The sequence below is a fragment of the Streptomyces sp. NBC_00091 genome, from assembly GCF_026343185.1.
Lineage (GTDB): Bacteria > Actinomycetota > Actinomycetes > Streptomycetales > Streptomycetaceae > Streptomyces.
The window spans coordinates 407896-420682 of sequence record NZ_JAPEMA010000004.1 but is presented as its reverse complement, the minus strand read 5'-3'; the positions used below and the strand labels follow the sequence as shown (position 1 = coordinate 420682).

General features: G+C 71.8%; 9 protein-coding genes and 2 pseudogenes. 8 read left to right on the top strand and 3 right to left on the bottom strand.

The genetic code is table 11. The annotated features are described in order from the left end of the window. Positions 1–42: 42 nt before the first annotated feature. Together OOK34_RS35010 and OOK34_RS35005 are read left to right on the top strand one after the other, a co-directional pair. Positions 43–576, top strand: coding sequence for a SigE family RNA polymerase sigma factor (locus OOK34_RS35010; RefSeq protein ID WP_267038200.1), 534 nt, complete (start codon positions 43–45; stop codon positions 574–576). Next, the gene (locus tag OOK34_RS35005; protein ID WP_267038199.1) at positions 573–1382 is read left to right on the top strand and encodes a hypothetical protein; all 810 of its coding nucleotides are present in this window, start codon (positions 573–575) and stop codon (positions 1380–1382) included. The genes OOK34_RS35010 and OOK34_RS35005 overlap by 4 nt, the downstream gene beginning before the upstream one ends. Before the next feature lie 67 nt (positions 1383–1449). Here OOK34_RS35005 and OOK34_RS35000 read toward each other — a convergent pair whose 3' ends face one another. Further along, positions 1450–3996, bottom strand: coding sequence for an RICIN domain-containing protein (locus OOK34_RS35000; RefSeq protein WP_267038241.1), 2547 nt, complete (start codon positions 3994–3996; stop codon positions 1450–1452). 884 nt (positions 3997–4880) lie between these two features. After that, entirely contained in the window at positions 4881–5564 is a 684-nt protein-coding gene (locus tag OOK34_RS34995) for a TetR/AcrR family transcriptional regulator (RefSeq protein ID WP_267038198.1), read from the bottom strand. A 60-nt stretch (positions 5565–5624) separates the two neighbouring features. On the opposite strand from OOK34_RS34995, the pseudogene OOK34_RS34990 reads away from it, so the two are divergent. Further along, positions 5625–6889, top strand: a pseudogene (locus tag OOK34_RS34990) (FAD-dependent monooxygenase); the annotation flags it as partial. Between the two features lie 777 nt (positions 6890–7666). On the opposite strand, the pseudogene OOK34_RS34985 reads toward OOK34_RS34990, so the two are convergent. Beyond that, positions 7667–7861, bottom strand: a pseudogene (locus OOK34_RS34985) (LodA/GoxA family CTQ-dependent oxidase); the annotation flags it as partial. Positions 7862–8571: 710 nt separating this feature from the next. Here OOK34_RS34985 and OOK34_RS34980 point away from each other — a divergent pair. The 5 genes from OOK34_RS34980 (at position 8572) to OOK34_RS34960 (ending at position 12763) form a co-directional block, all read left to right on the top strand. Continuing rightward, positions 8572–8775 carry a cold-shock protein gene (locus OOK34_RS34980; protein ID WP_030939356.1) on the top strand — a complete coding sequence of 68 codons (204 nt, stop codon included), beginning with the start codon at positions 8572–8574 and terminating at the stop codon, positions 8773–8775. Positions 8776–9077: 302 nt separating this feature from the next. Next, entirely contained in the window at positions 9078–10577 is a 1500-nt protein-coding gene (locus OOK34_RS34975; protein WP_267038197.1) for a DEAD/DEAH box helicase, read from the top strand. A gap of 75 nt (positions 10578–10652) precedes the next feature. Continuing rightward, the gene (locus tag OOK34_RS34970) at positions 10653–10958 is read left to right on the top strand and encodes an SCO5918 family protein (RefSeq protein WP_267038196.1); all 306 of its coding nucleotides are present in this window, start codon (positions 10653–10655) and stop codon (positions 10956–10958) included. Between the two features lie 196 nt (positions 10959–11154). Continuing rightward, positions 11155–11493 carry a MerR family transcriptional regulator gene (locus OOK34_RS34965; RefSeq protein ID WP_267038195.1) on the top strand — a complete coding sequence of 113 codons (339 nt, stop codon included), beginning with the start codon at positions 11155–11157 and terminating at the stop codon, positions 11491–11493. Between the two features lie 220 nt (positions 11494–11713). Further along, positions 11714–12763: a zinc-binding dehydrogenase gene (locus OOK34_RS34960; RefSeq protein ID WP_267038240.1), complete on the top strand. Its 1050-nt coding sequence runs from the start codon at positions 11714–11716 to the stop codon at positions 12761–12763. Positions 12764–12787 lie beyond the last annotated feature (24 nt).

The window sequence follows — 12787 nt, the reverse complement described above, 5'->3', positions numbered from 1 at the left end:
GATGTTAGCGCACACATTTTGCGGAGGGGACGACCAACGGACATGGTCCTCGATGACGCGTCCGCAGAGTTCCACGACTTCTTCGAACGCCACTACGCCGAACTCGCCCGGTTCGCCCGTCTCCTGACGGGCGAGGCGGACGGCGCCGACGATCTGGCCGCGGACGCCCTGATCGCGCTGTGGCAGCGCTGGGACCGGCTGCGCCAGGCCGAGCACCCGCTCGCCTACGCCCGTGGCGTGGTCGCCAACCTGGCACGGTCGCGGATCCGCAGCACGGTGCGCGAGCGCCGCCGGATCGCCCTGTTCTGGTCCCGCGGCGCGGAGCCGTTGCACGGTCCGGACGTGGCCGCCGTGGTGGACGTGCGGACCGCTCTTGCCCGGTTGCCGTTCCGGAAGCGGTCGTGCGTGGTCCTGCGGCACGCCTTCGACCTGTCGGAGAAGGACACCGCGCTGGCGCTCGGAATATCGGTCGGTACGGTGAAGAGCCAGACCTCGAAGGGGATGGCCGAGCTGGAACGGATGCTGGGCAGCACCGGAGCAGCCGGGGAACTGTTGGCGGGGAGGAGGAGCCGTTGAACGAGGAACTCACCGGGCGGCTGCGCGCGGCCGCCGAGGCCCACCAGCCCGACCGTGCCCGGATCCTGGCACGCGTGGAACGCGGCATGTCCGGTGCCCCCGTCCGCCACCGCGAGTCTTCGGGCACGAGGCCCTGGCCCAGGATCGCACTCGCGTCCCTGGCCGCGGCCGGCACTCTGGCGGTCGGCGGCTTCGCCGTCGCCGCCATCGTCCAGTCGCCGCCGGCCCGGCCGGATGTCTCGGCCACCCCCGCCGCGCCCTCCGTGCCGTCCGTGCCCTCCGGGACTCCCCGGCCGACACCATCGGCGCCCGCGACCGGCCGCCCGACCACGCCGGACCGTTCGTCCCCGCCGGGCCCCAGCCCTTCGGCATCAGGCGCCGCGGGCTCGGCCCGGCCAGGCGACGCGCACGTCCAGGACGGGCCTCTGTCGTCGGCCGGCTCCTTGGGCACGAACAGCAACAGCTTCTGGGCGCAGAGCAACATCACCCTGAAGTCCGCCCAACCGCTGACCGCACTCACCGTGGAACTGCGCATCACGCAGACCGGTGCGGTGCAGAGCACCGGCAGCTGGCGGACGCTGCCCGCCGAGGATTTCGCCGTCACCGTGCAGAACGAGGGCGGAGCAGTGGTCTACCGCTGGATCCTCAAGCCGGGCCGCACGGTACCGGCCGGAGAGCATGTCTTCGCCGGTCAGTACAACCACGCCGCCGGCGCACGCGAGGTCGAGCACGACGGCTACCGCGTCGACGCCGGCGGTCCCCGCGGCGCCCTCTCGGTCTGGGGCGGCTTCACCCCGGCACGATGAGGCCGTGCCGCTTCGCAGGCCCGTGGGTGGACGGCGCGGACCGCCGCCCGCCCACGGGCCAGAAGCATCAGGACAGGTCGCCGTACACCACGCCACGGCCGTAGCCGCCCAGGTAGACCCGCCCGTACACGTCGGGGTCGCCAGTGATGACGTTGATGGCGCTTCCACCGAACTGGTGCTGGTCGTCGTTGATCCGGACCCAGGCCGAGCCGCCGTCGGTGGAGCGGAACAGCCCGGTGACGCCCTTCACCTTCCCACTGAGGTAGAGCGCCTGGTACCCGGCACCCGGGGCCGGCTTGCCGAAGCCGACGGCGGGCGCCTGCTCCACGCCGCCGAGCTTGCCGAAGCTCTTGCCACCGTTGGTGGAGTGCAGGAGTCCGTTGCCCCCGTCGGCGATCCACAGGTCACCGGCGATGCCCGGAACCGCCTTCAGCTGCCCGCCGCCCAGACCGGTGGCCCGGGCGTTGAAGTTCTTCCCGCCGTCGGTGCTGGCGTACAACGTGCCGCCGCTGAGGGCGTAGAAGGTATTCGCCGCCGAACGGTCGGCCACCACGGCCGTGTCCTTGGGCAGACCGGAGGCCGCCGCCCAGGCCGAGCCACGGTTGGTCGAGTAGAACGGAACCTGGCCCGCCGGGGTCCACACCACGGCGGCGCCGTCCGCCGAGACGGCCGCGGAACCGCCGTCCGCGTCGCGCACCGGCGCTGCGGCGAAGGGTTCCCAGTCGGCTCCGCCGTCGGTCGAATAGGCGCCGTGCTGCTCGCCACCGAGACCGACCCGCACCATGAACTGCGGCTTCGACTGGGCGAAGTCGATACCCGTGGTGTTGGTGAACAGCGGTCCGGACAGCGCCTTGGCGGGCACCTTGGTGAGGTCCTCGTGCCGGAACCCGCTGACATCGCCGAGCGCACTGATCAGGGGAAGACCGGGAGGCTTGATCAGTCCGAGCGTCGCGGTCTCCTCCAGGCCCTTGGCCGGGATCGTCCAGTGCGTCGCCCGCCCGCTGTCCGCCGCGGTCACGTCGCGGCTGCCCCACATCCCCGATCCCGTGCCGTACAGCACGTGCCCGGAATCGAAGGGGTCGATGGCCAGGGCGCCCATCCAGTGACCGATGCCGGTGCCCACGTAGGGCGCTGCGGAGTTGTCCCGCACCGAAGTCGCGCCGAGCGCCTTCCAGGAGGCGCCGCCGTCGGCCGACCGGTAGATCTCGTCCGAGGGCCACCAGCGGTCCAGCGTGGTCACCATCACCGTGGACGGGCGCTGCGGATCGACCGCCAGGCCGGCGAACCCGTAACCGCCACTGGACGGCGAGATGTTCTTCCAGCCCCCGGTGGACGGCGTGTGCTTCCACACCGAACCGGCCGTCACGCCGTTCGGGCCCGGCGCGTTGGTGTACGTCAGGTACAGCGAGCCGTCGCCGGACAGCACACCGTGCTGCGGCAGCTGCCCCTTCGGCTGGCCGGGCACGGCCTGCCAGGTGCTTCCGCCGTCGGTGGAGCGGTACAGCGAGGTGGTCTTGTCGGCCACCCCGACGTAGATCGTCCGGCTGCCGGACGGGCCGAAGGTCACGAAGGAGAGGCCGACGCCGCTGCTCGCACCGTCCTTCACGGGGAAGCTGCCGACCTGGCTCCACGTCACGCCGTAGTCGGTGCTGCGCCAGAGCCCGTTCTTGCGGGTACCCAGGTAGAGCGTGCCGTGGTCGGACGGGTCCACCACCAGCCGCTCGCCCATGGACCGGCCGTCCTCGTTGCCGCCCAGTTTGAACGGCAGGTCGGTGCGCTGGAACGTCCTGCCCTGGTCCCTGGAGCGCAGGATCGCGCCGTTGCCCGCCCAGTCGTTGGTGTAGGTGCCGCTCGCGAGGTACAGGCGGTTCGGGTCGACCGGGTCGGTCGCCAGGCTCTCCATCCCCAGCAGGTTCCAGTCGGCTCCGCCGATCCAGTCGGTCAATGAGGTCCAGCGGGCGGCGGTCGCGTCCCAGCGGTAGGCGCCGCCGATGTCGGTCCGTGCGTACAGCAGATCCTTGCTGGCGGGGTTGAAGACCAGCCCGGTGACAAACCCGCCGCCGACGATCTGGGCGTTGTGCCAGGTGTACCTGCCCGAGCCGCCCGCCTTCACCAGCTTCCACCGCTGGTTGGTGCCACCCTGGTCCGCGTACTGGATGAGCGGCACGCCGTCGCCGCTGGAGCCGCCCCACACGTCCAGCACCATGCCGCTGCTCCGGGAGACGATCTTCACCGCCGCACCGCCGGCTTTCTCGATCTTCCACTGCTGCGCAGCGGCACCGTGGCCTGACTGCTGCTCGATGGCGGCCGCCGACTGTATGGAGGCACCCCGCACACCGAGGACCTTCTTGCTGCTGCGGTTCTCCAGCTCGTAGTAGCCGTCCCCCGTCGGCCTCAGCCGCCAGTGCTGACTCGCGGCACCGGCCACGCGGCTCTGCTGCCGTGTCCAGGCGCCGTCCGACGTGTCCGCGCCGGGCACGTCCAGCACCTTGTCGCTGCGCACGGACACCACCTCGTAATAGGCGTCGGAATCCAACGTCGCGGCCTCCGAGTCGGCCTGCACGAACAGCAGGTAGGGGCCGAGCACACCGGGCACGCCCAGCGCCAGACCCATCGTCGTCCAGCGCCGGCGGTGGCGTCCACGCGTACGTCGCGCGCCACCGGCCGCGCGCGTGCGCCGACCGCGACCGTGCGCGGTGGGATCCGTCTCGTTCATGGGGGGGCTCCTCGCTCCGAGCCTGCCTCGCACACCGGTTCTGGTCAGCGGTGCGCAGCAGCATGCGGCGGTGTGATCGGACGATCCGTGGGTGTGATCGTCTTCGGGTCGCCCGTCAGTCGCCACAGCTCCGCAAAAGGTTGCCGCCCGCCGAACCGACGGCAGGCCAGGGCGATCTTCCACAGGGCCGGCAGCAGTGCCGTCGGCCTTCAACGCGCATCTCAAAGCGGAACGGGTGGGCAGAACAGGGCAGGGGAAGGGGCCACCGGACGGTGATCATCTGCGGGCTCTTCGGTTCATCGGGCAGCCACGAGCAACCGGCGGACCAAGGTCTCGGGCCAGGTACGGGGCTACCGCCAGAACGCGAAGACCCTGCTGTGACCAGCAGGGCAAGAGCCAAGCCTCCGCTGCAGAAGGGAGGCCGCCGGCATTCGCCCCCTGCGGTCACCGAGATCAGCAACGGGGACATAGTCGGGACCGATGCTGACTACTTGCTGACCTGAACCCCGACAACACGCCGCTGACCTGCGGAAACGTCCGGATGTCAGATGTGGGACTTGAACATGGTGCGAAACATGAGAAAACTCCCGGAGTGTCTGCTCCCTGCCCGCTTCACGCAGGTCAAGGGCGGTCTCCGGAGCCTACAACGATTCGCATGTTCGGTCAGCTGTCCCCAGGTTTTGCCGTACTCATGCGGACGGGAGGTACTGCGGGCAGTCGGCACGCCCAAGACCGGGCGCCGGTACGGCGGTTCCGTGCCGACCAGAAGCGCAAGCGAAAGCTCACCGATGGTGCGGCCGGCGCAATGCTCGCAGGCCTGCCACGAGCAGGGCGAGACCGAATTCGAAGTGGGGCTCGTAGTCCGGTTCGGTAAGGGTGGGCAGGGCGGCCGTGAGGTGCGGGTAGCCGTCGGAGGCGACCGCTTCGCGCAGGACGTCGGGGTCGGCCGGGGAGCCGTCGCCCGGCCGCAGTGCGGCCTGCTCCTCCAGGGTGTGTCCGACGGTGAAGTGGACCATCGCCATCAGGGCCCGGGCCGCGTCCGCGTCGGTGAATCCGGCGTCGCGCAGGACGCCGATGCCGGCATCCGCGAAGCCCAGGGTGTTCGGGCCGGTGGAGTGCGTCCCGGCGAACACCCGGGCACTGTCGCGGTGGGCCAACAGGGCCCGCCGCAAGGCCCTGGCCAAGCCGGCGAGACGGTCGCTCCAGTCCGCACCACCCACACCGTCCGCAGGGGCGCAGACGCCGACGACCATCCGCTCGGCCATCGCGGTCAGCAGGTCGCCCTTGGTCGCGAAGTACCGGTAGAGCGCCCCGGCCTGCACGCCCATCGCCTCCGCCAGCCGTCGCATGGTCAGCGCGTCGAGGCCGGAGTCGTTCAGCAGCGTCAGGGCGGTTTCGACGGTGCGCGCCTGGTCGAGGCGGGGCGGACGGCCGCGGGCGGGGCGGGGGCTTGACGGTTCGCTCATGGCGGCCATGGTAGTGAACAGCGTTCACGTGAACGCTGTTCACTAATATGGGAGGCGGATGTGACCCCTGATGTGATCGTCGTCGGTGCGGGCCCGACCGGGCTGATGCTCGCCTGCGAGCTGGCCCTGGCCGGCGTCCGGCCGCAGATCGTCGAGCGCCGCCCCGAGCCGCAGCGCGACTCCCGGGCCCTGACGCTCCATCCGCGCAGTGTCGAGCTGATGGATCTGCGGGGACTGCCCCCCCCCCGCTTCCTCGCCGCTTCCTCGCCGCCGGCACCACCATGCCGGGATGGCACTTCGCGGGCCTGGACACCCGGCTCGACTTCACCGCCCTCGACAGCCGCCACGCCTACACGCTGTTCATCGCCCAGGCCCGTACCGAGGCCCTGCTGGCAGAGCGGGCCGGCGAGCTCGGCGTCGAGATCCTGCGGGGGCACGAGACCGTCGACGTACGCCAGGACGCCAACGGCGTCGAGGTGGACCTACGCGGCCCCGCCGGCCCCCGGACCCTGCGAGCGGCATACGTGGTGGGGTGCGACGGCGCGCGCAGCCTGGTGCGCACGGCCGCCGGGATCGGCTTCCCGGGTACGGACGAGACGGTGACCGGTGTCCTCGGCGACTTCGAGACCGTGAACCGGGCCGATCCGGGACTTCAGCGCGCGCAGGACCGCGGTGTGCTGGTCGCGCCGTTGGAGGACGGGGTCACCCGGCTCGTCTACCTCGACCCCGCGCGGATGCGTGTCCCCTCCCACGAGCCCGTGACACTGGAGGAGTTCCGGACCTCCCTGGCGGGCATCTGCGGCTCCGACTGCGGTGTCGACCGGCCGCGGTGGCTGTCTCGCTTCGGCAATGCCGGCCGCCTTGCCGAGCGTTACCGCGCGGGCCGGATCCTGCTGGCGGGCGACGCCGCCCACATCCACTTCCCCGCGGGCGGACAGGGCCTCAACACCGGGTTGCAGGACGCCGTGAACATGGGCTGGAAGCTGGCAGCCGAGATCAGCGGTTGGGCGCCGCCCGGGCTGTTGGACGGCTACGACGCCGAGCGCCGGCCGGTCGGAGCGGCGGTCATCGAGAACACCGAAGTCCAGACCCTGCTGGCGGAACTCACCCTCGTCCCGCAGTACGCGCGGCCCGCCGCCGCGCTGCGGGGGATGCTCGACGAGTTCGTCGGCACGGCCGAGGTCAACCGACGTCTGGCCGCGCAGGTGTCCGGGCTCGCCGCCGCCTACCCCGCCCGTTCCCCCGGCGCCGACCCGCTGGAGGGGCGGCGCATGCCGGACATCGGCCTGACCGCCGCAGGATCGGCCGCCGCGCGGCTCTACGAGCCCGTCAGGAACCGCTCCCGTACGAAGGGGTGCCCGAGCCGCGAGTGGCCGGTGGCCCGCAGCCGCGTCCCGGGCGGTGCCGAGGCGAGCACCGTGGCGGCGGGCACCGCCGCGCCCTCCGCGTGCTCGACGGTCGCCGTCCGTCCGGGCGGTGAACTGGTACGCGGCCGGGCCTGCGCCCGTGGCCCGCACGACGACCTCCCACAGCCCCTCGCGGGCGAACCGCTGGGGCGCGACCTCCAGCGGCAGCGCGCACCGCACCTCCAGGGCGGCGCATTCGCGGGCGACCGTCAGGCAGGGGTCATTCGCCTCCAGCACGGTGCCGTAGGGGGTCTTCATGGTGACCGAGAGGGCGGCCGGGTCGGCCGTACGGAGCCTCAGTGTCAGGCTCCGGTCGGCTTCGGTCAGCCGGAGCCGCCACAGGTGCCCGACCCCCGGGGACAGGTCGCCGCGCCCGTAGTCCGACGAGGTCGGCTTCGGCGAGCTGCCCGGCCTGCTGCCAGATCCCGACGTGCCCGTTGCCGCCCGGCCCGGGGCCGGCGAGGGCGCTGTTCCACCGCCCGGCGGCGAGGGGCGGCGGCGGGACCTCGGGCAGCTCGTCATGCTCGCCCTCGACGTACCCGTGCAGGGGGTCGTGAACGACGAACCCCAGCCGGTCCCAGACGTCGACCATGTGCCGGATGTTCGCGACCCCCCGCTGCCAGCCCTGGTATCCCGAGCCGGGTACGACGACCTCGTTGGGTCGAGGTCCAGGAAGAAGCGCCCCGCCTCGATTCCGGGTTCGAAGACGGTGCCGACGCAAGCCTCGGGAGCCGCGCGGTCGAGTCCGTACGGGGTGATCTCCCCCTGCCCGTCGGCCGGCTCGGCACTCGGACCCCAGTCCCGCACGAAGTCCCCGTCGCGCCATCGCACCAGGGCGGCGTACTGACGGCGGGTGAGGTGCGGCCGGGGCTTGCCCGCCAGCTTGGGCATGGAGTTCCCGACGCCGCCCTTGGGGCTCTCGTATCCGGGAGGCCGCAGCCAGCCGACGATCTTCCGCCGCCCGCAGTACCCGTAGAGCGGCTCCGGCCAGCGGGCGTGGTTGCGTCCCCCGGCGTCCCGGTTGACGGCCCCCATCGTCCGGGCACGGCGCAGGACGGGCTCGATGTCGCGTATGTACGACGGCTGCGGGCCGCCGTCCGGGGGTCCCTTCGCGAACAGGTCGGTGAGCAGGTCCCACACGGTGACCGCGTCTTCCAGCCCGGGGGCGTACTTCGGGGGCGCGACGACGACCCAGGCCCGCTCGGCGCGGATCGGGTCGCGCCCCGAACCCTGGTTCACGGGCGCGTCGCGCCCAGGCGGGCTGCGGCACGGGTACCTGCCCGGCGGCGCGGGAAACGCTGCGCCCCGGGCGGGTAAATATCTGTGTCCGCGAGATGAGATTTTGGCGGACCGCGCGCTGAGGATTCTTCACGGCTCCAAAGAGGGCGCCCATATTCTCGGCGCGTGTCACCGCACCGTGCTACTGTCGATCTCAGTTGCAGTTGTGGTTCCCAAAAATTTCAAGCACCCAGTCGGACTTCGTGTCCACTGCGAGCGCTTGTGCATTTCCGGCTCTTAATTGGTCCGGCGGGGCAATCATCGCGGCGACACGAGGTCCGCACGTTGCGGATCCCGTTGTACTGCCCCAAAGGAGATTTGACATGGCTACTGGTACCGTGAAGTGGTTCAACGCGGAAAAGGGCTTCGGCTTCATCGAGCAGGACGGTGGCGGCCCTGACGTGTTCGCCCACTACTCGAACATCGCCGCCCAGGGCTTCCGTGAGCTGCAGGAAGGCCAGAAGGTCAGCTTCGACATCGCGCAGGGCCAGAAGGGCCCGACGGCCGAGAACATCGTTCCCGCCTGACGCTGACGCGCACTTCGCAGCTGGGGCCCGCATCCCTCGGGGTGCGGGCCCCAGCTGCGCGTTTTCCCCGCAGTGAGTCCACCTGCGGGACGATCCGAGGATTCCGCGGCCCTCCGCACGAGGATCCTCACCCAGGGGCACCCGCCTTCGCGCCGCGCCCCCGTTTCCAAGCGCCTGAGCTCGCACTGATTTCCGTCGGCCAGATTCGCTTTCACGTTCCACCCGGCCCATTCTTGCAATTGTCCGCGCGCTCGTCGCTGCGGGAATTCCTTGACATGCGCCGCATTCGAGGAAGGTTCCGCATGAACCGCACACGCACGAACAATCGCTCCTCCGCCTCCTCCTCCCGCACGGGCGGGAGCCGGTTCGGGTCGGCGGCCCCCAGCCGTTCCGGCGGGCAGGCTCGCTCGGGAGGACAGGCCCGTTCCGGTGGCTACGGCCGCCGGCCCGCCGCCGTACAGGGCGAGTTCGCCCTCCCCCGGACGGTCACCCCCGCGCTGCCCGCCATAGAGGCGTTCGCCGAGCTCGACATGCCCGCCCCGCTGCTCGCGGCGCTCGGCGCGGAGGGCGTGAGCGTCCCGTTCCCGATCCAGGCCGCGACCCTGCCGAACACCCTCGCGGGCCGCGACGTGCTCGGCCGCGGGCGCACCGGCTCCGGCAAGACCCTCGCCTTCGGCCTCGCGCTGCTCGCCCGTACCGCCGGACGGCGGGCGGAGCCCCGCCAGCCGCTGGCCCTGGTACTCGTCCCCACCCGCGAGCTCGCGCAGCAGGTCACGGACGCCCTCACCCCCTACGCCCGCTCCGTGAAGCTGCGGCTGGCCACGGTCGTCGGCGGCATGTCGATCGGCAAGCAGGACGGCGCCCTCCGCGGCGGCGCCGAGGTGGTCGTCGCTACCCCCGGACGCCTCGCGGACCTCATCCAGCGCGGCGACTGCCGGCTCGACCAGGTGGACATCACCGTCCTCGACGAGGCCGACCAGATGGCCGACATGGGCTTCATGCCGCAGGTCACCGCCCTGCTCGATCAGGTGAGCCCGGGCGGCCAGCGGATGCTGTTCTCCGCGACCCTCGACCGCAACGTCGACCTGCTCGTGCGCCGCTACCTGAACGACCCCGTCGTCCACTCCGTCGACCCGTCGGCCGGCGCGGTGACCACGATGGAACACCACGTGCTGCACGTGCAGGGCGCCGACAAGCACGCCACGACCACGGAGATCGCCGCCCGCGAAGGCCGCGTGATCATGTTCCTGGACACCAAGCACGCCGTCGACCGGCTGACCCAGGACCTCCTCAACAGCGGCGTACGGGCCGCGGCCCTGCACGGCGGCAAGTCCCAGCCCCAGCGCACCCGCACCCTGACCCAGTTCAAGACCGGGCACGTGACCGTGCTGGTGGCCACCAACGTCGCCGCCCGCGGCATCCACGTCGACAACCTGGACCTCGTGGTCAACGTGGACCCGCCCACCGACCACAAGGACTACCTCCACCGCGGCGGACGCACCGCCCGTGCGGGCGAATCCGGCAGCGTCGTCACCCTCGTCACCCCCAACCAGCGACGCGACATGACCCGCCTGATGGCCACCGCCGGCATCACCCCGCAGACCACTCAGGTCCGCTCCGGCGAGGCCGAGTTGCAGCGCATCACCGGCGCCCGGACCCCCTCCGGCATCCCCGTCGTCATCACGGCGCCGGTGAGCGAGCGCCCCAAGCGCAGCGCCGCCTCGCGCGGCCGGCGCGGCCGCCCCTCGCAGGCCTCGCGCCGCGGCGGCCAGCGCCAGGGCCCGTTCGACACCGCGGCCTAGAACCCCGGCCCACCCGGCTCAACCAGGTCAGACCCCCTTCCGTACTTCCCCTCTTCTTCCTGTGAGTGAGGCATCATGCGCTGCGTCATCGCCCGGTTCCCCTTCGACCTCACCAAGGCCGGCGTGCTGGAAACGATGAAGGGCGTCAAGCCCGAAACCGTCGTGGCTGAATCGGTGATCATCGGCCGTCGCGTCTACCCCGTCATGCAGGTGGGACAGGTCATCACCCGCCAGGACCGCCGCGACTTCAGCGCCGGCGAGGTCATCCGGGCCATGACCCAGCTCGGCTTCACCGTCCGCGGCCTGCCCGAGGCTCCCGCGGCCGCCCTGAGCCCCCTTCAGCAGGCGTCCGCGATGCTCGGCAGCAGCATCTCCGCCTGAGCGGCAGAACGACACCGAAGGCCCCGGCCGGCACCCGCCGGCCGGGGCCTTCGCCGTGCGCTGCGTCCGCGAGCGCGAGCACCCGCCCGCGGGGAAGGAAACACACCAGGGCCGGCAGATGGTGTTGAATTCCCTCCGGGGCCCTGGTGCCGTACGGCACCAGGGCCCCTCTACGCGCTCCCAAGAAGAGGTGCAAATGACAGCGGACGACTCGCTCGGCGGCCGGCTGGACGACGATGACTACCCCGCCTACACGATGGGCAGGGCCGCCGAGCTGCTCGGTACCACCCCCGGCTTCCTCCGTGCCATCGGCGAGGCCCGCCTGATCACCCCGCTCCGTTCGGAGGGCGGCCACCGCCGCTACTCCCGCTACCAGCTGCGCATCGCCGCCCGCGCGCGGGAACTCGTCGACCAGGGCATGCAGGTCGAGGCCGCCTGCCGCATCGTCATCCTCGAGGACCAGCTCGAAGAGGCCCAGCGCCTCAACGAGGAGTTCCGCCGCGCCGCGGGCACACCACCCGACACGTCAGGCTGACCCGGCCCTCCAGCGCTTTCGGGGCCCGCCCACGGCCCCGCCCCGCGCTCTCCGGCTCGCGCGGCGCGTGGAATGTGCCGACACTGGGCGGGAACGACAGCGCGGTGGACGGGCGACCGCACCGCGCGCATCTCGGGGCGGATGCCAGGGCGCGCACGAGCGTCGAGCGGAGAAGGGCGAGAGACCCATGACTCCCCAGCTGAGCAGCGATGCCGCCGTGATGACGGCGGCCAGGTTCGACCTGGTGACCGGCCTGTTCGGACTCCAGGAGGTTCCCGTTCCCACACCCGGGCGGGGGCAGGTGCTGCTCAAGGTCCAGGCGGCGGGCGTCTGCCTCTCCGACGTACACATGATCGACGGCACCCTGCCCAAGCCCGTCCCCCGTGACCGCGAGCAGACCGCGGTGACACTCGGGCACGAGGTCGCGGGCACCATCGCGGAGGTCGGCCCCGGCGTCCCGCCCGTCTGGAAGCCGGGGGACCGGGTCTGCCTGACCGCGGGCGACCGGTGCGACACATGCCCCAACTGCCTGTACGACACGGGCTTCTGCCTGATGCCGCAGGCCCGCGGGATCAGCTACGACGGCGGCTGGGCCGAGTACACCGTGACCCGCCACCAGTCACTCGTCCCCATCCCGGACGGCCTGCCCTTCGAGCAGGCGGCGATCATCCCGGACGCCGTGTCCACGCCCTACGCCGGCCTGGTGCGCCACGGCCGGCTCCGGGTCGGGGAGAGCATCGGGCTCTGGGGAGTGGGCGGGCTCGGCGTGCACGCGGTGCAGATCGCCCGCCTCGCCGGGGCCTTGCCGATCATCGCCTTCGACCCGCTGCCGGCGGCACGCAGCCGGGCCCTGGACCTGGGCGCGGACCTGGCCTTCGACCCGGGCGACGCCGACCTCCCGGACCGGGTCCGTGAGGCCACGGGCGGACTGGGCCTGGACCTGGCGATCGACCTCGTCGGCCATCCCAGCGTACGCAGCAGCGCCGACGACCTCCTGGCCCCGCACGGGCGGCTCGTCCTGATCGGCATGGGATCGCAGCCCGTCACCATCCCGCACGGCGACCGCTTCAACGCGCTGCAGCACAGCGTCCACGGTGCCTGGGGCTCCGAACCGCAGGACCTCCACCTCCTGGTCAAGCTCGCGGCGGCGCATCGGCTCGAGCTCTCCGGCTCGGTCAGTGACGTCCTCCCGCTGAGCAAGGTCGAGGACGCGGTCAGGCGTCTGCACGCCAAGGAAGGCAACCCCGTCCGCCTCGTTCTCGCACCGTGAGGCCGTGCGGGTCCGCCACCCGCC

Excerpts from the sequence above, each read along its gene's own strand:
- OOK34_RS35010 (WP_267038200.1), top strand. The coding sequence starts at position 43 with ATGGTCCTCGATGACGCGTCCGCAGAGTTCCACGACTTCTTCGAACGC.
- OOK34_RS35000 (WP_267038241.1), bottom strand. The coding sequence starts at position 3,996 with ATGGGTCTGGCGCTGGGCGTGCCCGGTGTGCTCGGCCCCTACCTGCTG.
- OOK34_RS34995 (WP_267038198.1), bottom strand. The coding sequence starts at position 5,564 with ATGAGCGAACCGTCAAGCCCCCGCCCCGCCCGCGGCCGTCCGCCCCGC.
- OOK34_RS34980 (WP_030939356.1), top strand. The coding sequence starts at position 8,572 with ATGGCTACTGGTACCGTGAAGTGGTTCAACGCGGAAAAGGGCTTCGGC.
- OOK34_RS34975 (WP_267038197.1), top strand. The coding sequence starts at position 9,078 with ATGAACCGCACACGCACGAACAATCGCTCCTCCGCCTCCTCCTCCCGC.
- OOK34_RS34970 (WP_267038196.1), top strand. The coding sequence starts at position 10,653 with ATGCGCTGCGTCATCGCCCGGTTCCCCTTCGACCTCACCAAGGCCGGC.
- OOK34_RS34965 (WP_267038195.1), top strand. The coding sequence starts at position 11,155 with ATGACAGCGGACGACTCGCTCGGCGGCCGGCTGGACGACGATGACTAC.
- OOK34_RS34960 (WP_267038240.1), top strand. The coding sequence starts at position 11,714 with ATGACGGCGGCCAGGTTCGACCTGGTGACCGGCCTGTTCGGACTCCAG.